24 protein-coding genes are annotated in these 25,119 nt (G+C 58.8%); 14 read left to right on the top strand and 10 right to left on the bottom strand.

The window, feature by feature from the left end; all coding sequences use genetic code 11:
• Positions 1–230: 230 nt before the first annotated feature.
• The 5 genes from VEG30_10335 to ligA form a co-directional block, all read right to left on the bottom strand.
• Positions 231–1,592, bottom strand: coding sequence for a folylpolyglutamate synthase/dihydrofolate synthase family protein (locus VEG30_10335; protein HXZ80316.1), 1,362 nt, complete (start codon positions 1,590–1,592; stop codon positions 231–233).
• 74 nt (positions 1,593–1,666) lie between these two features.
• Entirely contained in the window at positions 1,667–2,524 is an 858-nt protein-coding gene (gene accD / locus VEG30_10330) for an acetyl-CoA carboxylase, carboxyltransferase subunit beta (GenBank protein HXZ80315.1), read from the bottom strand.
• A 119-nt stretch (positions 2,525–2,643) separates the two neighbouring features.
• Positions 2,644–3,180: a cob(I)yrinic acid a,c-diamide adenosyltransferase gene (gene cobO / locus VEG30_10325; GenBank protein ID HXZ80314.1), complete on the bottom strand. Its 537-nt coding sequence runs from the start codon at positions 3,178–3,180 to the stop codon at positions 2,644–2,646.
• A 186-nt stretch (positions 3,181–3,366) separates the two neighbouring features.
• Positions 3,367–3,861, bottom strand: a complete 495-nt coding sequence (locus VEG30_10320; GenBank protein ID HXZ80313.1) for a hypothetical protein — start codon at positions 3,859–3,861, stop codon at positions 3,367–3,369.
• Between the two features lie 42 nt (positions 3,862–3,903).
• Entirely contained in the window at positions 3,904–5,916 is a 2,013-nt protein-coding gene (gene ligA / locus VEG30_10315; protein HXZ80312.1) for an NAD-dependent DNA ligase LigA, read from the bottom strand.
• 162 nt (positions 5,917–6,078) lie between these two features.
• Here ligA and VEG30_10310 point away from each other — a divergent pair, with 162 nt between their 5' ends.
• Positions 6,079–6,579, top strand: a complete 501-nt coding sequence (locus tag VEG30_10310; protein ID HXZ80311.1) for a DUF3592 domain-containing protein — start codon at positions 6,079–6,081, stop codon at positions 6,577–6,579.
• A gap of 24 nt (positions 6,580–6,603) precedes the next feature.
• Here VEG30_10310 and VEG30_10305 read toward each other — a convergent pair whose 3' ends face one another.
• Positions 6,604–6,975, bottom strand: a complete 372-nt coding sequence (locus tag VEG30_10305) for an MmcQ/YjbR family DNA-binding protein (GenBank protein ID HXZ80310.1) — start codon at positions 6,973–6,975, stop codon at positions 6,604–6,606.
• Positions 6,976–7,131: 156 nt separating this feature from the next.
• On the opposite strand from VEG30_10305, the gene VEG30_10300 reads away from it, so the two are divergent.
• On the top strand, positions 7,132–8,118 hold the full coding sequence (locus VEG30_10300) for a diacylglycerol kinase family protein (protein ID HXZ80309.1): 987 nt from the start codon (positions 7,132–7,134) through the stop codon (positions 8,116–8,118).
• 104 nt (positions 8,119–8,222) lie between these two features.
• Here VEG30_10300 and selD read toward each other — a convergent pair whose 3' ends face one another.
• Together selD and der are read right to left on the bottom strand one after the other, a co-directional pair.
• Positions 8,223–9,293: a selenide, water dikinase SelD gene (selD, locus tag VEG30_10295; GenBank protein ID HXZ80308.1), complete on the bottom strand. Its 1,071-nt coding sequence runs from the start codon at positions 9,291–9,293 to the stop codon at positions 8,223–8,225.
• Between the two features lie 153 nt (positions 9,294–9,446).
• Positions 9,447–10,952: a ribosome biogenesis GTPase Der gene (gene der / locus VEG30_10290; protein ID HXZ80307.1), complete on the bottom strand. Its 1,506-nt coding sequence runs from the start codon at positions 10,950–10,952 to the stop codon at positions 9,447–9,449.
• A 72-nt stretch (positions 10,953–11,024) separates the two neighbouring features.
• On the opposite strand from der, the gene VEG30_10285 reads away from it, so the two are divergent.
• The 4 genes from VEG30_10285 (at position 11,025) to queD (ending at position 16,507) form a co-directional block, all read left to right on the top strand.
• The gene (locus VEG30_10285; protein ID HXZ80306.1) at positions 11,025–11,513 is read left to right on the top strand and encodes a hypothetical protein; all 489 of its coding nucleotides are present in this window, start codon (positions 11,025–11,027) and stop codon (positions 11,511–11,513) included.
• 452 nt (positions 11,514–11,965) lie between these two features.
• The gene (locus VEG30_10280; protein ID HXZ80305.1) at positions 11,966–13,993 is read left to right on the top strand and encodes an ATP-dependent DNA helicase; all 2,028 of its coding nucleotides are present in this window, start codon (positions 11,966–11,968) and stop codon (positions 13,991–13,993) included.
• A gap of 432 nt (positions 13,994–14,425) precedes the next feature.
• Positions 14,426–15,952 (top strand): S53 family peptidase, encoded by a 1,527-nt coding sequence (locus VEG30_10275; protein ID HXZ80304.1) that lies wholly within the window; start codon positions 14,426–14,428, stop codon positions 15,950–15,952.
• A gap of 177 nt (positions 15,953–16,129) precedes the next feature.
• Positions 16,130–16,507: a 6-carboxytetrahydropterin synthase QueD gene (gene queD / locus VEG30_10270; GenBank protein ID HXZ80303.1), complete on the top strand. Its 378-nt coding sequence runs from the start codon at positions 16,130–16,132 to the stop codon at positions 16,505–16,507.
• A gap of 65 nt (positions 16,508–16,572) precedes the next feature.
• Here queD and VEG30_10265 read toward each other — a convergent pair whose 3' ends face one another.
• On the bottom strand, positions 16,573–17,253 hold the full coding sequence (locus tag VEG30_10265) for a radical SAM protein (GenBank protein HXZ80302.1): 681 nt from the start codon (positions 17,251–17,253) through the stop codon (positions 16,573–16,575).
• 179 nt (positions 17,254–17,432) lie between these two features.
• Between VEG30_10265 and queC the strand changes: the two genes are divergently transcribed.
• The 7 genes from queC to VEG30_10230 all read left to right on the top strand — a co-directional run bounded on the left by queC (position 17,433) and on the right by VEG30_10230 (position 23,281).
• Positions 17,433–18,167 carry a 7-cyano-7-deazaguanine synthase QueC gene (gene queC / locus VEG30_10260; GenBank protein ID HXZ80301.1) on the top strand — a complete coding sequence of 245 codons (735 nt, stop codon included), beginning with the start codon at positions 17,433–17,435 and terminating at the stop codon, positions 18,165–18,167.
• 66 nt (positions 18,168–18,233) lie between these two features.
• Entirely contained in the window at positions 18,234–19,310 is a 1,077-nt protein-coding gene (locus VEG30_10255) for a tetratricopeptide repeat protein (protein ID HXZ80300.1), read from the top strand.
• Positions 19,311–19,471: 161 nt separating this feature from the next.
• Positions 19,472–20,740 (top strand): gephyrin-like molybdotransferase Glp, encoded by a 1,269-nt coding sequence (gene glp / locus VEG30_10250; protein HXZ80299.1) that lies wholly within the window; start codon positions 19,472–19,474, stop codon positions 20,738–20,740.
• 9 nt (positions 20,741–20,749) lie between these two features.
• Positions 20,750–21,226, top strand: coding sequence for a cyclic pyranopterin monophosphate synthase MoaC (gene moaC, locus VEG30_10245; protein HXZ80298.1), 477 nt, complete (start codon positions 20,750–20,752; stop codon positions 21,224–21,226).
• 12 nt (positions 21,227–21,238) lie between these two features.
• A complete protein-coding gene (locus tag VEG30_10240) occupies positions 21,239–21,985 on the top strand; it encodes a DUF4388 domain-containing protein (GenBank protein HXZ80297.1) in 747 nt (248 codons plus the stop codon).
• The gene (locus VEG30_10235; protein HXZ80296.1) at positions 21,945–22,499 is read left to right on the top strand and encodes a MogA/MoaB family molybdenum cofactor biosynthesis protein; all 555 of its coding nucleotides are present in this window, start codon (positions 21,945–21,947) and stop codon (positions 22,497–22,499) included. The genes VEG30_10240 and VEG30_10235 overlap by 41 nt, the downstream gene beginning before the upstream one ends.
• Before the next feature lie 134 nt (positions 22,500–22,633).
• Positions 22,634–23,281 carry a VTT domain-containing protein gene (locus tag VEG30_10230; protein HXZ80295.1) on the top strand — a complete coding sequence of 216 codons (648 nt, stop codon included), beginning with the start codon at positions 22,634–22,636 and terminating at the stop codon, positions 23,279–23,281.
• A gap of 250 nt (positions 23,282–23,531) precedes the next feature.
• On the opposite strand, the gene VEG30_10225 is transcribed toward VEG30_10230, so the two are convergent.
• On the bottom strand, positions 23,532–24,101 hold the full coding sequence (locus VEG30_10225; GenBank protein ID HXZ80294.1) for a DUF6580 family putative transport protein: 570 nt from the start codon (positions 24,099–24,101) through the stop codon (positions 23,532–23,534).
• A 440-nt stretch (positions 24,102–24,541) separates the two neighbouring features.
• Here VEG30_10225 and VEG30_10220 point away from each other — a divergent pair, with 440 nt between their 5' ends.
• The gene (locus VEG30_10220) at positions 24,542–25,069 is read left to right on the top strand and encodes a response regulator (protein HXZ80293.1); all 528 of its coding nucleotides are present in this window, start codon (positions 24,542–24,544) and stop codon (positions 25,067–25,069) included.
• Positions 25,070–25,119: the final 50 nt, after the last annotated feature.

Genomic DNA, 25,119 nt, shown 5'->3' with positions numbered 1-25,119 from the left:
CTGGGGCAAACCCAGAATTTCATTCTGGGCAAAAGCCGCTCTTGGCGCATGTTTTGCTTATATGAGCTACCTCCCAACCGCATATTCCCTATCCGGGAACCCACTCTCAATGTGCAAAACCCAGCAGAATCCGCACTGGATGCCGCATTTGAAGATTCTCAATAATGAAATTGTGCCGAAACCTGCGTATCAGCTGACGGGAAATTTATTGCCGCAACTTCTTTTTCCGCTCAGCGGCTCTTTAGCCACTGCAAGGCTGCTCCAACCAGGTAAATCGATCCCGTCGCCACTAGCAATCCGCTGGTCGTGGCGGTTTTGGCGGCTAATTCCATAGCTTTGCCGAACTCTGGTTCAGTAGCAACTTCCGCCCCGGTCTTTGCTGCGGCGTCCCATATCTCCTCTGGGCTGGCTGACCGCGGATTGTCTACCCCCGTCGCGATCACCTGCTCGGCCAGCGGAAAAAGGATTTCGGCAATTTCGCCAACTGCCTTATCGCGCAGCACACCGAAGAGCAAAGTGATCCGCCGACCCTCGAAGCGCTCCGAAAGTGCGGCGCGCAATGCCCATGCTCCGGCGGGATTGTGAGCTACATCGAAAACCATCTCCGGCAAGCCCGAGCTGGGTGGAATGACCTGGAATCTTCCCGGCCAGCGGGTCTCGCGAATTCCTCGCTCAATTGCATCGGGACTGATCGAGATTCCAAGTCGGTTCAGCTCCTCGGCCGCGGCAATCGCCAGCGCCAGGTTACGCAACTGATGCCGCCCCACGAGCGGCGAATCCACCGTTATTTCTTTCCCCATCACCTGGAGGGGATATCGGCTCCTCGCCCAGTGCTCCGCCTGGCGGCGCGGATCCCACACCGTTCCCGCTACCCCGGGCGTCACAGGTGGCACGTAGCAGGCAGCGTTGACTGCCGTGGCATTGCGTTCCAGCACAACTCGGCCAATCACGTCGTTGGCTTGCGGATGCTGTGGCAAAGTCACGACCAGTCCACCCTCGTGAATTATCCCGGCCTTCTCGGCGGCAATTTCAGCAATCGTGTTACCGAGAAATTTCTGATGGTCTAAAGATATATCGGTGATTAGCGAAACTAGCGGTTCCACCACGTTGGTGGCATCGAGCCTTCCGCCCATGCCGACCTCAAGCACGCCGATCTCGATTCCGCTACGCGCGAAATGCTCGAAGGTCATCGCGGTCAGCATCTCGAAAAAGCTGGGATGCCATGGAAGTTCCCCGCGGGAGACCAGCCAGTTTGCCAGATGCTCGGTGCGGTCATGGCTCAAGGCAAAATCGGGTTCGGTGATTTCCTTCCCATCGACGCGGATGCGCTCGTTTACCCGCATCAGGTGCGGAGAAGTGTACAGTCCCGTGCGATGACCTGCGGCCTGAAGAATAGACGCCAGGGTAGCTGCGGTTGAACCTTTGCCATTGGTTCCGGCGATCAGCACCGAACGGAAATTGCGCTGTGGATCGCCTAATGCCCGCAGCAGCACGCGCATATGGGCCAGATCGAACTTGTGGGACGGCGTGCTCGCCAGTTCGTGTCCCAGTTCGTACAACTGCTCCACTGCCGATTGGTAGCTGGGTGCCATGTGATTTTCAGCTTAGCAGTTTCGAGGAACCCGGCCACAAGTCGCGCGCCGGGCTGGCGATCTTGAGCCTCGCATTACCTAGTCCGGCCGTTGGGCGACATCCAGTCGAGCGCGCGTGCAATATAGGACTTCAGATCCTTGCGGTGCACCACGGCGTCAAGCATGCCGTGTTCCAGAAGAAATTCGCTGCGCTGAAAGCCTTCGGGTAGCTTCTGACGGATCGTTTGCTCGATTACTCGTGGCCCGGCAAATCCGATGAGCGCACCCGGCTCGGCGATATTCAGGTCTCCCAGCATGGCGTAGGAAGCGGTAACGCCGCCGGTGGTCGGGTCGGTGAGCACCGAGATGTAAGGCACCGTAGCGTCGTCCATGCGTGCCAGGGCGGCGGAGATCTTCGCCAACTGCATCAGGCTGACGACGCCCTCCATCATCCGCGCACCACCGGAAGCTGAAACCACGATTAATGGGATTCGCTCATTGGTGGCCTTCTCAACCGCACGCGTGATCACCTCACCCACCACCGTGCCCATGCTTCCGCCGATGAAGGAATACTCCATGGCGCTGACGATCACTGGGCGGCTTTGCAGCGTGCCGCGAGCGTTAATGGTCGCGTCGGTAAAGCCGGTATCTTTCCGCGCCTGCCGGAGGCGTCCCGCGTAGGGCTTCAGGTCAGAAAACTTCAGAGGATCGGTGCTGATCAGATTGTCATCTTCGATGTGATACACCCCATCATCGAGCAGCTGCGATAGCCGGGTGCGCGCGTCGATGCGGAAGTGCTTGTCGCAATAGGGGCAGACGTTCAGGTTGGCGTCGAGATCTTTCTTCCAGATAATTTTCCGGCAGTTGTCACACTTCACCCATAGACCCTCGGTCTTCACCTTCTTCTCGCCCGAAGTATCAATCGCGCCGGATTCTCGTCTGAACCAAGCCATAACAGCAGTAATTAGCAACTAGCACTTAGCAATCAGTTCGATCCTGCTTCCCCCGATCACCCGATCTTCAATCACCCATCGTCAGATTATCCGATTGCAACTTGCCCGATCACCCGATCCTAGTACTCGATCCCACGCTGCGCCATGATGCCCTTCTGATAGGCGTGCTTGACCTCGCGCATCTCGGTCACCGTGTCGGCAAGCTCGACAATTGTCGGATGCGCATTGCGGCCGGTCAAGATTACGTGCACCATCTCCGGCTTGCGCTTCAGGACCTCCACCACTCGTGCCGGGTCGAGCATCCTGTAGCTGATGGCGTAGTTGATTTCGTCCAGCACCACCAGGTCCCATTCGCCGCTCAGGATCGCCTTTTCGGCTTCCGTCCAGGCTTCTTCCACCAGCCGGATATCCTCGGGATCGGTTTCCGTCCCGCCTACTTTCACAAAGCCTCGGCCCATCTGCTTCATCACGAAGCGGTCCCCGAAGGCCTTCACCGCATCGAGCTCGCCATAGTGCCACGAGCCCTTCAGAAACTGCAGCATCAGCACGCGCATGCCATTGCCCACGGCGCGCAGTGCGGTGCCCATGGCAGCCGTGGTCTTGCCCTTGCCCGGACCGGTATTGACGATGATGAGACCACGTCGAACATCACTCATTGGGCGATCATGAGGCTATCGTCGGCCGGTAATCATAGGGCTGGCTGGTCGGCGACTGGGCAAGCATTGAGTTTAACATCCGGGGGTCTCGGATCGCGGGCATTCACGGCATGAGGGCTAGCCGCGGAAAAGGACTCCTGCTAAGTGTTGTGGCTAAGTGCTGATTCCTGACTGCTGATTGCTCTCTTACGCGTAATCCCGGCTCAGCAGCGCATGTCCTTCCTGTTCGGCGCGGTACGTGATCACGGCTTTCGTCCCTGGTTGCAGGGCATTGCGAACGTCGCCGAGAAAAACCACCATCTTGTCCGCCTTGGCACCATCGGGGCGAAGCATGACTACGGATTTGTCGTGCTGCCCCACCGAGGCTTCGTAAAAATCCACGCTCTGGATGAAGCATTTCTCCCGCAGCACGCCATTGGCGGATGCCAGTGCTACCGCTCCCAGGCCCTTGGCGCTGGTTGCATATCCTGCCACTCCTGCGGCCTCCAGCTTTGGTTTCAGGAACGGCAGCAGGCCGCGCTTGTAGAGTTCAATGAGTACGTTGATTCCGAAAATACTGGAGATGCCCAACAGGATGAGCGTGGTAAAAAGGTTGTCGACCGTCAGCCCTGGGGTTGTGATCAGAAACCAGGCAATTCCCACCAGTGGCAACAGCGCCAGCAGAATAGAAATCAGCAGCACGCTTCCTTCCTCCGTTTGAATTCTCTCACCGGGTCCGGCCGATCAAGAACCCGAGCGCACAAGTTCGAGCATCCCTTGCTCATCGATGACACGGACCCCGAACTCCCGCGCCTTGTCGAGCTTAGATCCGGCTTCTTCTCCCGCCACCACGTAGTCGGTCTTGCGGCTCACCGATCCCAACACCCGCCCGCCCGCATCTTCTATCATTTTCTTCGCCTGGTCACGACTGTAATTTGCCAGCGTGCCGGTTAGTACAAAGGTCTTGCCCGCCAGCGAAGTCCCGCGCTCCTTCCTCTTGCCCTGAAACTGAAGCCCGGCCTCCCGCAATCGCTCCACTAGCTCGCGATTCTTGGGTTCATCGAAAAACTCACGGATGCTTACCGCGATGCGCGGTCCCACTTCGTTCACCTCTTCCAGCTCTTCCAGGCTTGCATTCATCAGTTCATCCAAAGAGCCGAAGTGCTCGGTCAGAAACTGCGCAGTGCGCTCCCCGACGAAACGGATCCCCAGCCCGTAGATTACGCGCTCCAGCGGCAGCTTCTTCGAAGCCTCAATCTCATCCAGCACATTCTGCGCCGACTTCTTGCCCATGCGCTCCAGGCCTATGAGCTGGTCCAGGGTCAGGCGGTAGATATCCGCCACATTTTTCACCAGCCCGCGCTCGGCGAGCTGATTGACCAGCGCATCGCCCATGCCTTCGATATTCATCACCCCGCGCGAGGCGAAATGGCGGATCGTCTCGTGCAGTTTTGCCGGGCAGTTGGCGTTCACGCACCGGGAGTCGACTTCTCCCTCCTCGCGCACGACGTGGCTATCGCACACCGGACAGCGGTCAGGCATGTCAAATTCCTGCTGACCCCTCGGCTTGTCCTCGATCACCTTTACGACTTTGGGGATGACGTCGCCGCCGCGCTCCACCATCACCCAGTCGCCGATCTTCACCCCCAGGCGCTCGATTTCGTCCTGATTGTGCAGTGTCGCCCGGCTGACGGTCGTGCCCCCGATAGGCACCGGCTTCAAGTGAGCAACCGGCGTGAGCTTTCCGGTCCGCCCTACGTACACCTTAATATCCTCAACCTGTGTTACGCCGGACCGGGCCGCGTATTTGTAGGCGATTGCCCAGCGCGGCGCCTTCCCGGTGAATCCCAGCCGCTGCTGCAGCGGAACCTGGTTCACCTTGATCACGATGCCGTCGATCTCATAGGGCAGGCTCTCCCGCCTGCCTTCCCATTCTTCGATGTAGCGCTGAACCTCTTCCAGGTTCTTCACCGTTCGCCACCGCGGGTTCACCTTGAAGCCCGCCTTCGACAGCGCTTCCAATGCGTCCGATTGTTTGGGGAGGTAAACCTTGCCAGCGACCAGCAGCGAGTAGGCGAAGAAATCCAGCTGTCGGCTGGCGGTGATGGAAGGATCGAGAACCCGTACGGCTCCCGCCCCGGCATTGCGCGGATTGGCGAACTTGGCGAGATTCTGCCGCTCGCGCTCCTCATTCATTCGCTCGAAAGCCTTGAGCGGCATGACCACTTCACCGCGAACCTCGAACGCTTCTGGCAGTCCGGAGTTGCCAAGGTCAGCCACAAGCGGCACCGAACGGATCGTGCGCACGTTGGGCGTGACCTCTTCCCCCACGCTGCCGTCGCCGCGGGTGACCGCTCGCTGGTACCTTCCCCCGGAGTAGTCCAGGGCCATGGAGAGGCCATCCAACTTCAGTTCGCAGACATACTCGACCGTGCTTTGCCCGCTCAGTTCATGCACCCTTCTCTCCCAGTCGCGTAACTCTTCCGGGTTGTAGGCATTGTCGAGCGAGAGCATGGGTGAGGAATGTTCCACTTTGACGAAGCCTTCGCGTGGCTTGCCGCCGACACGCTGGGTGGGAGAGTCGGGCGCCTGCAGTTCGGGGTACTTGGCCTCCAGCGACTTAAGTTCCCGCATGAGCAGATCGAACTCGGCGTCGCTGATCTCGGGATCGTCAAGAACGTAATAGCGATACTCGTGATGTCGAATTTGCTCGCGCAGGGCCTCAACCTGCTGCTGCGGGTCAACCTTGGTGGGCATTAATAGAATTATAACCACCCGGGACTCGGGCCTTATGTGGCGCAGGGGCTTCGTTCGCAGGAAGGTGGGTCATCCCTGAGCCCGCCTGCGGGCGAAGCATCTATGTATTTGAATTACATCCCAAACCCTCTCTAAGTGAGGGAATATCATGAATTCTTAGCTATGACCCCCCGCGCCCGTGAGAACATCGAATTCCTCGGTTACAGCCTGCTGCTGCTCGCGCTGGTGCTCTCAGTCGTCGCTGGACTGAATACCTATCGCAACTGGGAGTTCGTTCACAACTTGCCGACCGTGGATGGACAGGTCATCGGGGCCAACATCTATCAAACCACTGAGAAGTTGCTGTTCTGGCACCAGACGGTTTACGTCGTACGCTGGCTGGTGCGCTACTCGCTCGATGGGCGGGTTTATGTTTCCAGCGCCGAGCTGGGCTACAAATCAGGTGACCGCGTCAGCATGGAGGCGCGCGCCAACCGCCTGCGTCCGGGCACAAAGGTTCAGGTTCGCTACGATCCCAACGAGCATGGCCGCATCCTGCTGAGCGCTCGGCCGATCAGCGAATCGAATCCGGCGCTGCTGACAGTCCTGGAAATCGCCGGCGTAGCCATTCTGGCTGGCATCGCTCTGCTCACTTACGCTCGCCGCCAGAATCCACAACCATGAATCTCTGCAACGCCGGCTGAATCGCTACATTTTCTTACTCCTGTTGCGGCTCTTAGCAGACTTCTTGCTCTTTGTGTTTGCGTTTTTCTCCAGTCGAATCTTCCAGGCGGCTCTTAGAGCACCCGCCAGCAAGTCTTCATTTGCTTCCGACAATCGAACGTGAGTTGCTCCCATCCTGCCCCACCCGCCTGCCACCGGGACAAACACCTTCGGCAACTCAGAGACAAACTCGGCTTGCACCTCCGGGGTGAGCATCAGGTTACCGTACCCCCTGGCTTGATGTGCGAGCGTAGCAAATATCCGCCCGCCAACCCGAAAATCGGCAGCCCCCATGTGGGAACCCTCTTCGGCGCCCTCAAGGCTTAGGGCGATGCGGCGAAAATCTGCTGGCGTCATCGAATCAGACTCCGATTGTAAGCCGCCGGGGGGTGAACCCTGGATAATAGATTTCCTGAGTCCTCATCCATCCCCCGCAAATATTAGCTCAGGGAAATCGATTTTCATTTCATCGGCGAGCATGATCCGCAGGCTCTCGGTTATCCTTGCTAGCGAATGCGTCGCGCGCTTCTCCTCTACAACCCAGAATCGGGTACCCGCCGCAAACGGCGTTTAGCCGATGTTGAAGCTGTGGCACGGGTACTCACCTCGTCAGAGGTAGAGACCCGGCTGGCTATTACCGGCGGTTCCGAGTCGGCTGCGGCGCAGGCTCGAGAGGCTGCCCTAGCGGGCTGGGATACGGTGATTGCCTGCGGAGGCGACGGCACCATCCAGGACGTTGTGCAGGGACTGGTCGGGCTGGACCTTCCGGTGGCGCTGGGACTCATTCCTCTGGGCACAGCAAACGTGCTGGCGCACGACCTGGCCCTGCCCCGGCGGCCGGTCCACGCCGCGCGCCTGTTGTTGCAGTCCAGTCCACAGCGTGTCGCGCTGGGAAAGCTCGAATACCAGAACCGCGATTCGCAGCATTCGCGCTACTTCCTCTCCGTTGCCGGGCTGGGCGTGGATGCGGAGCTTTTTTATCGCTTGGCTTGGGGAATGAAGCAGCAGATCGGTATGGCCGCATATTATGCCTCCGCCCTTCACCAATGGGCTGTGCAGCACTTCCCCAGGTTTGAAGTGGAATTTTTCGACCCAGCCATGGGCACATCGCGGCGGGAAACTGTCACACAATTGCTGGCCGTGCGAATCGGGAACTTTGGAGGCGTGGTCCGGCGCCTCGCTCCGGCTGCCGGCCTGGACCGCTCCGACTTCCAGTTGATTCTGTTCAAAACCTCCAGCCGCACACGTTACCTGCGCTTCATCGCCGGACGGCTGCTGGACTGGCATCTTCCGATTCGCGGAATCGAGCTGGCCCACGCCAGTTCGATCTGCTGCCGCCCGCTGGCTGCTGGAGATCCGCGCGCGAACGAATCTTCCTTGGTTCGCGTCGAGGCGGATGGCGAGCCGCTGGGCCGGCTGCCGGCGTCGCTCGCGGTGGCACCGGAAACCGTCACCCTGCTGGTGCCTCCCGCGTGTCGCTATGCACGAGGCCAGCCCTGAGCAGTCAGCCGCCAGTAGAAACGCCGTGGTGGTGAGCGTCCAGATCAGGAAGGGTCATGCTGAGCGAAGCGAAGCATCGGTGGATTTCGAGCTGCTGACTGCTCTCAGGGCGTTACCGTGATCAGTGGTTTCGTCAAAGGCAGGACCTCGCCAATCGGCGAGGCCGTCACACCCGCATGCCGCAGCGCATGCAGCAAATCATCCGCATCGCCGGAATCCACCGAGATCAACAATCCCCCAGCAGTCTGCGGGTCAAACAGCAAGATCCGTAGCTCCTCGCTGACCCCTTCCTCGTATCCGACCATGCATTCCGCGAACTCGCGGTTGGCTTTCAGACCGCCGGGAATAAAGCCGCCCCGAACGCATCCGAGCGCACCTTCGATCAGCGGAATCTCGCCGGCAGACAAACCCATGCTGACGTCGGATCCGAGAGCCATCTCCCGCGCATGCCCCATCAGACCGAACCCGGTGACGTCTGTCATAGCGTGCACGCTGAAAGGCCCCCCGCCTTTGCCGGTGGTCACTACTTCCGCTGCAATTCGATTTAGCGTCGTCATGAAACCGGTCGCGGCCTGAATCCATGATTCTTCCGCTTTACCATTCTTGATCGCTGTGGAGATCACGCCTGTCCCCAGCGCCTTGGTGAGGATGAGTTTGTCCCCAGGTTGAGCGTCCGAGTTCTTCAGCACTCGCTGCGGGTGGATCGCCCCTGTGACCGCATATCCAAATTTGATTTCGGGATCGCGAATGCTATGGCCGCCGATCACGGTGCAGCCCGCCTCCATCATCTTGGAGAGGCCGCCGGCGAGAATCTGCTCCAGGATTGGCAGATCTCCCTTTTCCGGAAAACACACCAGCGCCAGCGAATTTAGCGGCTTGCCGCCCATGGCGTACACGTCGCTCAACGAATTGACGGCTGCGATCTGGCCGAAGGTAAACGGGTCATCCACGATGGGCGTGAAGAAATCCACTGTTTCCACCAACGCCAGTTCGGGTGTGACCTGATACACGCCGGCGTCGTCGGCTTTGTCGAAGCCGACCAGTACATTCGGGTCATGCTGCCGGGCTAATTTCCCAAGCACCGCGTCCAGCACCGCTGGACTCAGCTTGGACGCTCAACCCGCCGCTTTCACCGTCTCCGTCAGGCGGACCTTTGCGCTCGTGGCATCAACCATAAAGCAAATTGTAATTGGATAAGTTGTAAGCGGTAAGTTGCAGGCAGCAATAAGGCACCGCAATGAGTTGCCTGATCTGCAGGCTATTGTTGACTACTGACTTCTGACTTCTGAACGCTAGTTTTGAAAACTCACCGCTTACCGTTTTCCGGCTTACAGTTTCCCTCGCCTCGGCCTCACCTTGATCCGGATCGGTGTCCCCACGAATCCGAATGCCCGCCGGATCTGGTTCTCCAGATAGCGCTCGTAAGAAAAATGCAGCTTCACGTCGCGGTCGGTGAACAGCACGAACGTTGGCGGCGCCACGGCTGCCTGCGTCATGTAGAGGATGCGGACTCTTTTGCTGAACGGCACGGGTGCGCGCTCGAAATCGACGTTCTTGAGAAAGCGGTTCATCTCGCCGGTGGCGATGCGTTTCCGCCGTTCGCGCGCCACCTCGTCGATCAGCGGCAGTAACTTTTCAGTGTGCCGGCCAGTTGCTGCGGAGACAAACACTACCGGCGCGTAGCCGAGAAATTTCAACTGCTCGCGCACGTGCCTCTCGTATGCCGCCTGATCCGCAACGATGCGCAAGTCCTGCGCTGCCGCCCGGCGCGGAGTATTGGCAGCGCGACGTGCCGAAGTGGCTGACTTCTCTTCCTTCTGTTTCAGTTGCCGCGCGCGCTCCACCACCAGGTCCCACTTATTGACCACTACGATCACTGAGCGGCCGCTTTCGTGCGCGTATCCCGCGATATTGGCATCGAGCGCGGTAACACCCTCGAGGCCATCGATCACCAGCAGGGTGACGTCAGCCGCCTCCATGTGCTTGCGGGCCATCACTACCGAGAGCTTTTCGGCCATCTGCTCGGTGCGGCCCTTGCGGCGGATTCCGGCGGTATCAATAAACCGATAAAGCCGGTCTTCATTTCGGACCAACTCGTCCACAGCGTCCCGCGTAGTGCCTGGAATGGGCGAGACGATCGCCCGCGCGCTCCCTGTCAATCGATTCAAGAGTGTAGATTTGCCGACATTCGGGCGGCCAATGATTGCGACCTTAACTTCAAAGGAAGGAGTCTCGCGCAGATCGAGCTCAGCCGCGTCCGGCTCATATTCGGCTTCGACCTGCTGGCCCGCTTCGGAAGCGCTGGTCTCGACTGTTGCAGGCAGCTCGTGGTCGTCTGGTGGCGGCAAAACTCGAATCACTTCGTCCAGCAGCTCGGCCACCCCGTTGCTGTGCTCCGCGGAAACCGGGAAGACCTCGCGGATCCCAAGCGTGCGATAGCTCTCCGCCATCGGCTCCAATTCCAGCGTGTCAATTTTATTGACCGCGAGGAACAGCGGCTTGCCGGTTTTCAGCAGCAAGCGGGACAGTTCCATGTCGGGTGCAGCCAGCTCGCTGCGGCCGTCCACCACCATAACGATGGCGTCGGCTTCCGCCAGCGCCACTTTCGCCTGGCGGAAAATCTCGGCCGGGATGACTTCCTTGTCTTCAGGAACGATGCCGCCGGTATCGACGATGCGCAAATCGCGGCCCAGCCAGTGCGCTACGCCATAGAGACGGTCGCGGGTGATGCCGGGCTCGTCACCGACAATCGCCCGCCTCGACCCAATCAGGCGATTAAACAGCGTGGACTTGCCGACATTAGGCCGGCCCACAATGGCGATGGTTGGGGACATTATTCGTATTGTAGAGAGTTGTACTTGACAACTCCAAATTTGTATCTTATTTTGTACTTATTGGAGGTAATTATGAGTATACGGGTCGCGGATGAGGCATGGATTGCCACGGCATTGCTTCACAAAGAAAATCCCGGCGCGGAAGACTTCGGCTTAGATGAGATTTATGAGCGTGCCATGAAGGAGTTTCACGACAGGCGGCCTGGGGTGCGTCAGCATATTGTGAGCCACGCAGTTGCCTCCAATCCCCCAGATCCAGCGCAGATTCGAATGCTGCACATCAGCGGCCGCGGAAGACGCCGCCTTTTCCGTCCTGGCGATCCGGTGCATCCGCAACGCTCGGGAAAGGTGTATCCGGAGAAGCGGGATATACCTGAGATATACCACCCACTGGTTGATTGGTACCTGAAGGAGTACGCACAAGAGGGAACACAGAAAAAAGGTTCTACCGATCCTAAGATGTGGCTCCAATTCGTTGGACTAATTTCTGCTTATGATCTGCGCAAGATGGCGGAAGCGATAGAATCGGGCACTGAACAGATTGATCCACGTGAGTGGTAAAGCCTTAGTCGATACAAATGTCGTAATCGCGTTGTTCGCCGGCGACCCGTGTGCTACCGGTTATCTGGACAATTGTTCTGAGCTTTTCTTGTGCGTACCGGTCCTGGGAGAGCTTTGGTATGGGGCTCTTGCTTCTTCTCGAGTGAAGGAGAACACCGAGCGGCTGAAGCGTTTTTCCACCACACTCATGCTCCTGCCTTGTGACGCTGGAACCGCAGTTCAGTTTGGTGAGATAAAGTCTGGTCTGCGCCGGAAGGGGCGCCCGATTCCGGACAACGACATCTGGATTGCGGCTATTGCGCGGCAACATGGACTTAAGGTTGTGTCGCGGGATTCGCATTTCACGGAAGTTGACAACTTGGAGGTTGACCTCCTGTGAGACAAGTCCCAAAGCAAAAGAAAAGAGCCTGCCGGTGGCTCGTTCTCCCACCCGCTGTTATAAAAGACTAGCCTTGTCCGCTCCGTCCCAACCCGCCACTTTTACCCTCCACGGCTTCTTCGCTCCAGGCGGCTTGCTCTCGAAAAGTCATCCAGCTTATGAATTTCGCCGCGGCCAATTGCAGATGGCGCAGGCGGTCGAGCAAGCCCTGGCCGAAAAGCGCCACCTGATCGTGGAAGCCGGAACCGGCACCGGGAAGACTCTTGCGTACCTGGTCCCGGTACTCAGCTCCGGCAAGCGCGTGATCATCTCCACCGGCACCAAGAACCTGCAGGAGCAGCTTTACTACAAGGACATCCCATTTCTGCAGAAAGTCCTGGGCGAACTGCACGTCTGTTACATGAAGGGCCGCAACAACTATCTCTGCCGAAAAAAGGTCTACGAACTTGCAGAACAGCCGATCCTGCACGGCCTGGAGGAAATTGATCACTTTCGCGCGATAGTGGAGTGGGAGAAAACCACTGAGAACGGCGATCGCGCCGAGCTGGCCGCACTTCCCGAATCCAGCCTGCTCTGGGACAAGCTCGATGCCCGCGCTGAGACCTGCACCGGCCAGAAGTGCCAGCATTTTGACCGCTGCTTCATTACCGAAATGCACCGCCGCGCGATGGAGAGCGACATTATCATCGTCAACCATCATCTTTTCTTTGCCGATCTGGCGATCAAGCGGGCATCCGACGGCGCGCCCGATGCCGGCATTCTTCCCGAATGCGGGGCAGTCATCTTTGACGAAGCGCACGAACTGGAAGAGGTGGCGTCAAGCTATTTCGGCATCAGCGTCAGCACATTGCGGATCGAAGAGCTCCTTCGTGACACCGAAGCCATCCTGCAGCGCGAAAAGCTGCTCTCGGCGCTATTGCAGACGGCCATCCGCAGCCTGCGGGAAAGATCGCAATTCTTTTTCAGCCTGCTTCCGGCGGGGGATGGCCGCTTCGCCTTCGATAACCGCCGCGAATTTCTGGAAGAGAACGGCGACGAGTTCCTTGGTCTGATGGCCGCGCTCAGCCGCCTGGCAGCCGAACTCGAAGCCCTCAATCCCAAGCCCGAGGACATCTTCAACCTCATTCGCCGCGCTGGGGAACTGCGAGTTCAGCTCTCCTTCATCCTGGAATCGCAGGATCGTAACACCGTTTTCTGGATCGAACGCCGCGGAGGCATGACCCGCCGCCGGGAGAGAACCAAGGACGTGCTCGAGCCTGCCGAGACGGTAAGATCGGTATCCCCAGCTCGTTCCGGCGTGCAGCACGTCTTTCTGACTGCCACCCCCATCGACGTCTCTCAGATCCTGCAACAGACGGTCTTCGAGCAGCTCGAAACCGCTGTCCTCACCTCCGCTACGCTGGCCGTAGGCAACGGTTATGACTACATTCGCAGCCGGCTGGGTATCGAGCACGCCCGCGAACTGGTGATTCCTTCCCATTTCGACTACGAAAATCAGGCCATCCTTTATATTCCGCCCGACCTGCCCGATCCGCGCATGCCCGATTTTCCGCGCAAGGCGGCCGAACGCATCCGCAAGCTGCTGGAGATCACCGAGGGCCGCGCTTTTGTGCTCTTCACCAGCTACGCGCAGATGCGCGAGATTCACGACCGCCTCCTGGGGGAACTCGAATATCCCATGCTGCTGCAGGGTACTGCGCCGAAAATGGCTCTGCTGGAAGAATTCCGCATTACGCCGAACGCAGTGCTGTTCGCGACGGCCTCATTCTGGCAAGGCGTGGACGTGCAGGGCGAGCAGCTAAGTTGCGTGATCATCGATCGCCTGCCATTCGCCGTGCCGAACGATCCGGTAGTGGCCGCGCGTATCAAGGCCATTGATGAAGAAGGCGGGAATGCCTTCTTCGAATATCAGGTCCCCGCCGCCGTGATCACGCTGAAGCAAGGTTTCGGCCGCTTGATTCGCTCATTGCATGACCGCGGCGTGCTGGCGCTGCTCGACAATCGCATCCTGAAAAAACAGTACGGCCGTGTGTTCCTCAGTTCCCTCCCGCCATATCGACGGACTACGCAGTTGAGCGAGGTGGAAACGTTCTTCTCGTGAGCGATCCGGAAACATCAAAACTTTTCCTTCAAGCGATGCCGGAGTGCTAACAGGGACTGCCTGCGTATCGGTCAATGCTCCCTTTGCCGCTTGGCGCTCGTGAGAGTGCGGGCTGCTGCCTGCAAAGGGCCGGTCGGGCCCTGATCCTTCAAAATCCACAGCCAGTACGGGCTTTTCTCTTGACACTAGATACCGCCGCTGGTAGCGTCCCGTCACCAAACTGTCCCCAAAATCCAAGGTCGCTGGTATCTCCAAAGCCACCGGTCGTCCCTAAGCGCACATTTGGGCCCGTCAGCACCATAGGTCTCGCGCAAAGCATTGAAAACTAACGAAAGGAAGAAACAAGCGATGCAGAAGTTGTTGGTTACAAGGCTGTCGAAAAGCTCTCGGCGCAACCCCAAACTGCTAATTGTGCTATGTAGCGTCGTTGTGATGATCGCGCTGACAGGACGAGCGCTGGCTGGCTCACCGGTAAGCCACGTCAATCCAGATGTGCGGGTACATCCCCTCGACTCCTCGTTTGATCCCAATACAGTGGGCGGAGTGCCGTTCTGCTTTAGCGGCTCTCTCGGGACAATATTGTGTTACCCGCCCAATTTCCTGAAAACGGCGTACGATTTTCCGCCAGCAACGGGAAAGAAGGGCCTCGACGGCACAGGTTCAACAATCGTGATCGTCGATGCATTTGGCAGCCCGACAATTCAGGCCGACCTGGACCTGTTCGACACCACATTTGGGCTCCCAGCTACGACGGTTGACATACGCTGTGGGCCAACCTGGACTGGCTCAGGGTCCGACAACTGTCCGGTGAAAACCATCGCGGACCTCACTACTGCGCCTAACGCAGGTCTATGTGGCGCCACCGGATGGGCGAATGAAACCACTCTCGACGTGACCATGTCTCACGCGATGGCACCGGGAGCAAAGATCGTGCTCGTAGTGGCTAACGACTGCTTCGATACCAGCTTCAATACAGCGGAACTCGCTGTGGTCGGGCAGCCTGGCCTGGTAGGGAGCATAATGTCGCAAAGCTTTGGGGAGCCTGACGACCTAGTCGGGTGTCTTAACTTCCCCTGCACACTGGTTGACCCCACCATCAAGGCTGGCGCCGATCAAGCCTACACGACAGCTACGAGCAACAATTGGACCATTATCGCCTCAAGCGGAGACTGGGGAGCAAACGAGGCGGCCCCTGTGGTCGGCACCATCGAATTGACTCCGTCGTGGCCAGCATCGAGCCCTCTGAATCTTGCCGCCGGCGGAACGCAGGGACAACCCTATGGAGGCCAGTTTGGAGGTCCCCCGGGCTCGGGCAAGACCTTTACTTGTCCTGCCAACACCAACTGCAATACGGGTCTGGTGCTAATCAACGGTGGTCCGAACGGATGCACGACAGCAGTGAGGCCTGGGGTTCCTTCCAGTTGCATTCCGGTAGGCTATGGCGGAGAGGCGGCGTGGAACGAATTCAACGTCCTCGGTTTTGGAACAAACACCGGTGGAGGCGTAAGCTCGCAGTACGGAAGACCGGTCTACCAAGCGAGCCTTCCTTCTACATTTCCAACCGTGCTGGGCAACGTAGTCCCGGGTTCGGGACGATCGAATCCTGACGTAGCGTTCAACTCGGCGGTTTACGGCGGCGTGATGGCCTACCGAGGGTATGTATCCCCGCCGGGATGGGCCGTATTCGGGGGGACGAGCGCGGCAGCACCGGCTTGGGCTGGAATCATTGCACTATTGAACCAGGCAAACGGTGGTCCCGTGGGCTTCATTACCCCGAAGATCTATGACCTGAACCACGGGCGGCTCAAGCATACTTTCCAGGACATAACCGTCGGGGATAACCGTTTCTCCGAAGGCGCCTTTGGAGAAGACGGATTCAACGCCGCTCCGGGATATGACCTGACGACTGGCTGGGGAACGCCCGACGTTTCCTGGTTCATCAAGAACATGCAGAAGTAGTTCAGTTAGCAATCGAGGAGGCGTATCAACCAAATGCGCCTCCTTCGAAACCTCTATACTGCCCCCGCCAACCTGATCCCTAGCTAACCCTCAGAGAAGCTGGCCCATAGCAATGGCCGAATGGCGCTCACATTACGCGATTCCTAGGTTGCCGATTACAATTAACCTAGAGGAAACATGTTCGAAGTCAGCGTAGAAGACTCATTTGCCGCGGGCCACGCGCTGCGCGGGTATCGCGGCAAGTGCGAAAATCCCCACGGGCATAACTACAAGGTTCGCATCACACTCCACGGTGAGCAGCTCGACAACATAGGCCTGCTCTACGATTTCAAGGACCTTAAGGCGGCCATGGGCGAGATCATCGACCGGCTGGATCATCAATATCTCAACGACATCGCACCCTTCACGGCCCTGAACCCCTCCGCCGAAAACATGGCGAAGTATTTCTACGACGAAGCTTCTGCCCGCCTGCGCGAAGCCACCCAAGGCCGCGTCCGCGTCAAGGAAGTGAGAGTCTGGGAGACGGACACCACGACCGCGACCTACTTCGAGTGATTCGAGTCGGGTAATCCCCCAAATTATGATCAGGTAATCGGAGAGCACGCGGAGCTCTCTGGAGCTCACACACCCTTCGTAGCGGGATCCCAAATGAACTTGTGAATCTGCAGGCCCAGACGGACTTCAAGCCCGTCTTCTACGATCCATTCTGCAAGCTCGCGGGGATCGAGCAGGCAATGGGAGGTGTCGCGGTCTCCGCTGGCGTCCTTGCGAAATGCAGGAGAGAAGATGACGCTCCCGACCTTTTGCTCAAGTCCATGCCGGCGGGTGAAGTCGCGCGCATATTCGTAATCTGCGCGGTCAGCGAGCACAAATTTAATCTCGTCGTTGGCATCGAGGAAGCGAAGGTTCTCCATGCGAAAGCTTCCACCCTCAGCCGAGCCAGGGCACTTCACGTCGGCAATGATGTGTACCGCTGGCGGAACTTTTTCCAGCGAGCGCTCGCCACTGGTCTCGAGCAAGATGGTGTAGCCGCGACCAACCAGCCGCTCGATCAGAGGGACGACCTCGCGCTCCTGCAGCAGAGGCTCGCCGCCAGTGATTTCGACCAGACCAGTAGGCGCGAGGTTGAGAACCCTCTGTTCGACCTCCTCCACACTCATCTGCTGGCCACCGGTGAAGGTGTACTCGCTGTCGCACCAGGAGCATCGCAGGTTGCAGCCGGTGAGGCGTACGAAGGTGCAAGGCATGCCGGCGAACGATGACTCGCCCTGGATGGAGCGGTAGATTTCGGTAATCAGCATCGGCAATGTGCAAAACGGCCAACTAAGTAAATGGTAATCGGGAAATCTGAAACCCTACAACCTCCTTCCCGAGCCCGATTACCCGATTACAACTTCCCCGATTACAATTTGATCGGGCACCCCAGCCTTCCGCCGCTTTTGGCGGGGCGTGGGGCAGTTGAGAATCACGGGGTTCTGCCTTGACCACTTCCGCCAACCCTCCTCGCGCTGTTGTGCTGCTGAGCGGCGGCATGGATTCCTGTGTCTGCGCGTCGCTGGCGGCTCGTGATTACGACGCTGCCGCTTTACACGTCAGCTACGGCCAGCGCACGGAGGAGCGCGAGCGGCGCGCGTTTCTGGCGATCTGTGATCGTCTGGGTATCAAAGACCGGCTGATCGTACGCAACCCGCTATTCGCCGCGATCGGCGGCTCCGCCCTCACCGATACCAATATTGCAGTTCCCGAAGCCGCCGAACATTTCCCCGGTACGCCGCCAGTCGCCCCTGGGTCCAGCATTCCGGTTACCTACGTTCCATTCCGGAATGCGCATTTTCTGGCGGCAGCGGTGAGCTGGGCGGAGGTGCTGGGTGCGGAGAAGATCCTGATTGGCGCTGTGGAGCAGGATAGCTCTGGCTACCCGGATTGTCGTCCGGCATACTATGACGCCTACAACCAGGCGATCCGCGCCGGCACTAAAGAGGGAAGAATCGAGGTCCTGACCCCTTTGATCGCCATGCGAAAAGCCGAGATTGTGAGGCTTGGCCTTGAATTGGGCGCTCCCTTCGATTTAACGTGGTCCTGCTACGGTCGCGAAGACCGCGCCTGTGGCGTCTGTGAAAGTTGTGTGCTCCGCCTGCGTGCTTTTGAGGCCGCGGGAGCACCGGATCCAATTCCCTATGTTGCGGCCCAGCTTCCTGCCTCCGCACAGAGGTGAACGCGTGCCGCTCTTCGGGGCATTGGCGCATTCCTAAAATCCTGGAAGTGAAGCCGGGAGGCTGAAATGAAGAAATTAACCATCGCTGTCCTTCTCATGTTGGCTTGCGCGCTGCTGGTGCCCGCAGCCTGGAGTCAGACGGCAACTGTGAAAGGCAAGGTCGTCGACGAGAATGGCCAACCTGTGGTCGGCGCAGTGGTGCAGTTCTACAGCAAGGAGACTGGCCGCAAGTTCGAACTGAAAACCGACAAGAAGGGCCAATACTTCACCATCGGGGCGTCGCCGGGCACATACCAGTTAACCGTCACCCACAATGGTCAGACTCTGGCCCAGCTTAGTGGCGTTCCGGTGCGCTATGGGGAAGAGAACACTTTCGATTTCGATCTCGCAAAGGAGCGCGCAGCCCAGCAGCAGGCCATGCCTGAGGCCCAGAAGAAGCAGATCGAAGAAGTTCAGAAGGAAACCAGCAAGGTCAAAGGCCTGAATGACAAGCTGGCCTCAGCTCGGGCCGCCGAGGACGCGGGCCAATTTGACCAGGCCGTCCAGATCCTGACCGAGGCCACGCAGATGGATCCCAATCGCGATCTGCTGTGGTCGAACCTCGCCGAAGCGGAGCGCAAGAAGGCTGCCAAGGCGACGGACCCCGCCGACAGAAAGGCTACCTATCAAAAGGCGGCCGACGATTATCAGAAAGCAATCGCTCTTAGCCCCAAGGCCGACTATTACAACAACCAGGCCGACGCGCTGTTTCGAGCCGGCAATGTTGATGGCTCAATTCAAGCCTACCAGCAGGCAGCCCAGACCAATCCCGCAGGAGCGGCCCAGTACTACTTCAATATGGGTGCGGTCTATACCAATACCGGGAAGGTGGATCAGGCCATTGAGGCGTTTGACAAATCAATTCAGGCTGATCCCAATCGCGCCGACGCCTACTACTGGAAGGGCGTGAATATGATGGGGAAAGCCACCCTCAAGGGCAGCAAGATGGAAGCTCCCCCGGGAACCGCGGAAGCCTTCAACAAATACTTGGAGCTTCAGCCCAACGGCCAGTTTGCGCAGCCTGCAAAAGACATGCTGGCCAGCATGGGCTCCGAGGTCGAAACCAGCTTCGGCAAGCCCAAGGCAGCCAAGAAGACCAAGTAGCAGCAGTTAGCCGTTAGCACTTGGCTCGATGCCCCGGTTGGCACCTGACGGTGCAGAAAGCAACGAACCTGAGGGTGCCCCACTCTAGCCCTCTTTTGGCTAGGGTGGGGTAGTTGCTCTTCGATTCCCCGGTTACAAATTCCAGACGATACAATCAATCCATGCCCGAGCTGACCAAAGCCGTGGCTGCTGACCTCGGCGCACTCTCCTTTGTCGCGGCCCGCCACCAGGTGGAAGAGCACGCGGCCCTCGTCGGGCATCCCGCTGCAACCGAGTTATGCGATTTGTTACAAGCTCGAGGCAGGGTGCTGGCAGAAGAAGTCCGCGCTGATCGCGATCAGCCGCCATTTCCCCGGGCAACTCGCGATGGCTACGCGGTTCGATCCGCTGACCTGGCGCAGGTTCCGGCTCGGCTTCGTGTCATTGGAGAGATTCGCGCAGGAGCATCAACCGACTCGGCGAGCCTTACCCTGCAGGAGGGCGAAGCGGCTGAAATTATGACCGGCGCGCCTGCTCCCCAGGGAGCTGATGCCGTAGTGATGGTGGAATATACACGGCGGAACGGATCCCAGGTGGAAATCGAGCGTTCGGTCGCTTGCGGGGAGAACATCGTTCCCGTGGGGGCGGAAGCGCGGCGCGGAGACTCGCTCCTTAAACCCGGTACGCGGATGACTCCCGCAGCCATCGCAGTCGCAGCTTCGGTGGGCAAGTCGCAACTTCGGGTCTTCCCGAGGCCACGAATCGCAATCCTTGCTACAGGCGACGAGATCGTGGATGTCGCCGCGAATCCCAACGCCAACCAGATTCACAACTCCAACAGCTACTCGCTGGCGGCGCAGGTAGAGGGCTCGGGCGGTATCCCGCTGCTGCTGCCCATTGCAGCCGATGAGCACAGCCTCCTTCGTGAGCAGGTCGAGAAGGGACTCCAGGCCGACCTTCTGCTGCTCACCGGCGGCGTCTCAATGGGCAAGTACGATTTGGTAGAGCAAGTTTTGCGTGAGCTGGGAGCGGAATTCATTTTCACCGGCGCGGAGATTCAGCCGGGACGTCCCGTCGTATTCGGCCGAGTAGCGGCAAAAGCCAAACCTGTAACTTACTTCTTCGGCCTGCCCGGAAACCCGGTTTCCACCATGGTGACCTTCGAGTTGTTTGCGCGGCCCATGATCGATGCTCTCGCCGGCACCCCTCCTGCCAGGCTCCGGTTTTTGAAAGCCAGGCTCAAGGCCGACGTCAAAGTTCGAACCGGCCTGACCCGTTTTCTACCTGCGCTGCTGACCGGCGAATTTGGCGATTGCAAAGTAGAACAGCTACGCTGGCAGGGCTCGGGTGATATCGTGACTACGGCCCGCGGCAATTGCTTTCTGGTCGTGCCGCCCGACCGGGAGATTATTCCCGCGGGCGAGCTGGTATCGGTCATGCTTAGCTCCTGAACTGCAAAGATGCCCAGGAAACTCTCTCACTACGATTCTGCAGGCCGCCCTTCCATGGTCGATGTCTCGGCCAAGCCCGCGTCGCGGCGCGAGGCGGAGGCCAGCGCCTTCGTTGCCATGTCGCCGGATGTGGTCGCGGCCTTGCCGCGCAATCCTAAAGGCGATCCGCTGGAAGTGGCGCGGCTGGCGGGCATCATGGCGGCAAAGCGCACTGCAGAGCTAATCCCGATGTGTCATCCCGTGCCTCTCTCGCACATTGATGTGCATACCCGCCTGTGTGAGAATGGCGTTGCTATTAACTCACGAGTCAGCACGACTTCGGTTACGGGTGTGGAGATGGAAGCTCTGGTAGCAGCCAGCGTTGCCGCTCTCACCGTTTACGACATGTGCAAAGCCTTAGACAAAGGCATCGTGATCCGCGACCTGGCGCTGGAACGCAAGTCAGGCGGCAAGAGCGGCAATTACCAGCGGAAAAAATCTGGCTGACAGGCATCACGCATGGCGGGCAACATCAAAATCCTGCTGGTTGATGACAATCCCATGGTGCTGGGGATGCTGCGCAGCCAGCTCGCCGAGCTCGCCCCGGTAACGGCGGTGCAAAATCCGGCGGACGCGCTGCTCAAGGCTATCGATGAGCCTCCCGACCTGATCATCGCCGATTACCAGATGCCCGGCATGAATGGACGCGACCTGGTGCAGAAGATCAAGAGCCGCCCGGCAACCGCGCATATTCCAGTGATCCTGGTGGCGAGCAAGACGGATATCAGCGAAAAACTGCGTACCATGCAGGACTCGGTAGAAGACTTTCTGGAAAAACCCTTCTTCGTGCGCGAAGCCGTGGCGCGCATCAAGCGCGTGGTGGACAAGATTGCCCTGGAAAAAATGGCGCGCGAGGTGGCGGGCGAGACCGTACTGCGCGGCAGCCTGGCGCAGATGAACGTGATCGATCTGCTGCAATCTCTCGAACTGGGCCGCAAAACCTGCGCCCTGGCATTAACCAACAGCGGCGAGCTGTGCAGCCTGTTCTTCAACGAAGGCCAGATCAGCCACGCGACTTACGGGCCTCTGAAGGGGGACGAGGCCGTCTTCAAAGTCCTCACCTGGACTGTCGGCAACTTCGAAATCGATTTCGCCGGCCAGAGTAGTGAGCAATCCACCACTCGCTCGACACAGGGTCTCCTGATGGAAGGCCTGCGCCTGCTGGATGAAGCCAACCGCGACCAGACCCAGCAAGCCGAAGTCTGATTCCGTCACTCATGCCGCACTCGTCTCTCCACTCATGCCCATGACCGCCGCTGTCATCACTATCAGCGACTCCTCGGCTCGAGGCGAACGCGCCGATCTCTCCGGACCCGCAGTTGCCGCGGCACTGGAAGTTCGCGGATTTCATGTGCTCTCGCGGCAAGTGATTCCCGATGAGCGCCGCCTGATCGAATCCGCCCTGATCGAGAGCAGCGAGTTTGCACAACTGGTGGTGACCACCGGAGGCACCGGACTGGCGGAGCGGGACGTCACTCCCGAAGCTACGCGGGCGGTTTGTGACCGCCTGGTAGAAGGTCTTTCCGAGCGCATGCGCGCCGAGGGATTGAAGAAGACTCCTTTTGCCTCGCTCAGCCGCGCCGTCTGCGGGATTCGTGGCAGGTGCCTGATCGTAAATCTGCCCGGCAGTCCGGCGGGAGCTACTGAGTCTCTGGCCGCAATCATGGACCTGTTGCCGCATGCCCTGGAGTTGTTGCACGGAAAAACAGCGCACGAGTGATTTTAGTTAGGCTACGAGCTTAACGGTGCCCCACTCTCGCCGCTTTTTCGTGAGCCACGAGCTTAGGGTGGGGTAGTCGATCTTCGCTCGCCAAGAAGAGTGGGAACTTCCGCCCTTCGCTTTACAATCGAACCTTGCACAAGCTGAAGCTACTGATCGCGAAATACTCGGCCTGGATCTGGGCTGTATTGAGTCCGCTGGGCGCCTGGGGCGTTTTTGCGATCGCGGCAGTAGATGCCTCGTTGCTGGGCATGCCCTTGGACGCGGTTGTCGGCGGGTACGTCCACTATCACCCTCATAAATTTTGGCTCTATATCTTGATGGCCTCGGCGGGATCCGCTCTCGGAAGCCTGGTAATGTACGCCATTGGACGCGCGGGCGGCGAGGCGCTGCTGCTCCGTAAGATGCGTCCCGAGCGTTACCAGCGCATTCACCGGCAATTCGAAGAGCACGAATTCCTGACGTTGATGTTGCCGGCTATGCTGCCGCCACCCGCTCCCTTCAAGCTGTTTGTGCTGGCGGCTGCAGCCTTCGAAGTCCGCCTGCGAGATTTCCTGCTCGCCATCTTCTTCGGGCGCGTGGTTCGCTTCGCGATTCTCGCCTTCCTGGTACTCGTGTTCGGCCCATACGCAATCCATTTCGTGCGCTCGCTGGTGCGCGAGAACTTGCCGCTGGTCTTAGGCGCAGTGGCGGCTGCTGTCTTGATTGGCTTGGTGATCTGGAGATATCTGCAGCGCCGCAAGAATCGCCAGAGCTCGGCGGTTCCGGCGGAAGAGGTTTGAGGGAAGCAGCAATTCAGCACACATCCAATTGTCATCCCGAGCGACGCGCTCGTTGCTCTTTCCGGCTCTCGTTTTCTGCGAGCCGCGAGCGCGGAGTCGAGGGACCTGCTTTTAGCGTTGCTTTCGCTTAGTGCAGATTCGTCTAGGGCCAGGGAGAACTGCAGATCCCTCGCCCGCCCGCCGCTCGCTTGATGACAAATGTGGATGGGCGGGTGGCGTTCTTACTGAATGCTGAGTGCTGAATGCTTCCTCACGCTGCGGCACTGCGATTACCAGCCTTGGAAGCGTCTGTGCTCCAGCTCTCGAGCAGATGGCCAATACCGAAGAACACCCCGGTGAACACCACATCCCCAATCAACTCGCGGCGGAAAAACGGCAGCCCGGCAGCATAGCAGGCCATGAGTCCGGAAACCGTCTTGGGATACATGTTCCACGCCGCCCAAACAGCGAAGTTGCTGACCACAAAAAACGACACCGCCGTAGCCAGCGCTGCGCCGAGCAGGCGCAACGGATCCAGCTTCTTGCTTAACTGAAATCCCAGCCAGAGAATTCCGGCGTACCAAAGCCAGCTGATAACCTGATCCGCCTTGAAGGGATATCCCCACACGAACCTGTTGAGCAGCAGGTCCGACGCGGCCAGCAGGACCACCGCAATCCAGGCCAGCTTGCGCGGACCGCGGGCTCCGAAATACAGCAACGCCGCGCCCACCGGCGTCAGTGTCCAGGGGTGAGGGATGAAGCGCACGGCAACAGCCAGAATAACGAACAGGAAGGCAAGCATGATCACCTCATCGGCGACATTGATTCTCCGGCGCGGCATCCGCCGGAGTCAAGGGCAAGCAATCAGATGACACTCGCGATTGGTTTCGCTTATTGCTGAGTACTCAGTAGCCATCTCATAAATCGGTTTTGAACGGGCACGGCTTCATCAGGCTGTTGAAAAACTCGTTTCTCGCGAATGGTTTTGAAGGCGACGACGTTCAGGCCGTCTGTAAACTGCAAAAATTGGGCTTTAAGCCCCTGAGGAACGCACAGGCTTGGGCCCGCCGGGGACGGCAACCCTGCTGACACCTCCCCAGGGATTACGTAAATAACCAGTGCAAACTCTTCTCTTTACCTGCAAAATCTACATTCAGGAATATTCAGAACGCCCACAAATCCCCAATTTCCAAGCTCTTACCCTTTGGCAATCCCACTGCTCTACCCAAAATAACCGTCCCAAAACGGCGAATCCCGCTTGCATCTGCTGGAGACTCCTCCGTGGCCCAAAGAAAGCCGAAGCTCCTCTGCATCGACGATGATGCCCAGGGCCTTGTTGTGCGCAAGCACCTGCTTGAGGTCTATGGGTTTGACGTCACCACCTGCACCAGCCCTCGCCAGGGTCTCCGCCTCTTCCAGTTCCGGGACGACGTCGACCTTGCCGTGGTTGACTTCAACATGCCTGATATGGACGGCGCTACCCTCGCCGGCGAAATGAAACGCATTCATCCCGAGGTCCCCGTCGTCGTCCTTTCCGCCCTTCCTTGGCTGCCGGAGCGGACCCCCAAAACCTACGATCTCTTCCTCACCAAGATGGAGTCTGGCCTGGAGATCAGCAAAAAGCTCAACACCCTCCTTCAGTCTCGGCACGGACACGACCGCAAGCGGCGCCGCACTCCCTTCATCCGTAAGACTTCTGCCCTGGCAGGAGTTCTGGCTGGAGTGGTAGTCGAGAGCGCGACCCGCCACCTGCACCTGGGCCGCAGAAAGCCTCAGCGCGCTATGACCTACCACGGCATAGCCAGCTGACTCGAACGGGACTTAGCCCGCGCGGGATCTGCACTTTAAATAACCAAGAA

The organism is Terriglobales bacterium (genome assembly GCA_035624455.1).
Classification (GTDB): domain Bacteria; phylum Acidobacteriota; class Terriglobia; order Terriglobales; family Acidobacteriaceae; genus DASPRM01.
The sequence above is the reverse complement of the archived record's forward strand: the minus strand, read 5'-3'. Positions and strand labels throughout refer to the sequence as shown.

Excerpts from the sequence above, each read along its gene's own strand:
- VEG30_10335 (HXZ80316.1), bottom strand. The coding sequence starts at position 1,592 with ATGGCACCCAGCTACCAATCGGCAGTGGAGCAGTTGTACGAACTGGGA.
- accD (HXZ80315.1), bottom strand. The coding sequence starts at position 2,524 with ATGGCTTGGTTCAGACGAGAATCCGGCGCGATTGATACTTCGGGCGAG.
- cobO (HXZ80314.1), bottom strand. The coding sequence starts at position 3,180 with ATGAGTGATGTTCGACGTGGTCTCATCATCGTCAATACCGGTCCGGGC.
- ligA (HXZ80312.1), bottom strand. The coding sequence starts at position 5,916 with ATGCCCACCAAGGTTGACCCGCAGCAGCAGGTTGAGGCCCTGCGCGAG.
- VEG30_10310 (HXZ80311.1), top strand. The coding sequence starts at position 6,079 with ATGACCCCCCGCGCCCGTGAGAACATCGAATTCCTCGGTTACAGCCTG.
- VEG30_10305 (HXZ80310.1), bottom strand. The coding sequence starts at position 6,975 with ATGACGCCAGCAGATTTTCGCCGCATCGCCCTAAGCCTTGAGGGCGCC.
- VEG30_10300 (HXZ80309.1), top strand. The coding sequence starts at position 7,132 with ATGCGTCGCGCGCTTCTCCTCTACAACCCAGAATCGGGTACCCGCCGC.
- der (HXZ80307.1), bottom strand. The coding sequence starts at position 10,952 with ATGTCCCCAACCATCGCCATTGTGGGCCGGCCTAATGTCGGCAAGTCC.
- VEG30_10285 (HXZ80306.1), top strand. The coding sequence starts at position 11,025 with ATGAGTATACGGGTCGCGGATGAGGCATGGATTGCCACGGCATTGCTT.
- VEG30_10275 (HXZ80304.1), top strand. The coding sequence starts at position 14,426 with ATGATCGCGCTGACAGGACGAGCGCTGGCTGGCTCACCGGTAAGCCAC.
- queD (HXZ80303.1), top strand. The coding sequence starts at position 16,130 with ATGTTCGAAGTCAGCGTAGAAGACTCATTTGCCGCGGGCCACGCGCTG.
- VEG30_10265 (HXZ80302.1), bottom strand. The coding sequence starts at position 17,253 with ATGCTGATTACCGAAATCTACCGCTCCATCCAGGGCGAGTCATCGTTC.
- VEG30_10255 (HXZ80300.1), top strand. The coding sequence starts at position 18,234 with ATGAAGAAATTAACCATCGCTGTCCTTCTCATGTTGGCTTGCGCGCTG.
- glp (HXZ80299.1), top strand. The coding sequence starts at position 19,472 with ATGCCCGAGCTGACCAAAGCCGTGGCTGCTGACCTCGGCGCACTCTCC.
- moaC (HXZ80298.1), top strand. The coding sequence starts at position 20,750 with ATGCCCAGGAAACTCTCTCACTACGATTCTGCAGGCCGCCCTTCCATG.
- VEG30_10240 (HXZ80297.1), top strand. The coding sequence starts at position 21,239 with ATGGCGGGCAACATCAAAATCCTGCTGGTTGATGACAATCCCATGGTG.
- VEG30_10235 (HXZ80296.1), top strand. The coding sequence starts at position 21,945 with ATGAAGCCAACCGCGACCAGACCCAGCAAGCCGAAGTCTGATTCCGTC.
- VEG30_10225 (HXZ80294.1), bottom strand. The coding sequence starts at position 24,101 with ATGCCGCGCCGGAGAATCAATGTCGCCGATGAGGTGATCATGCTTGCC.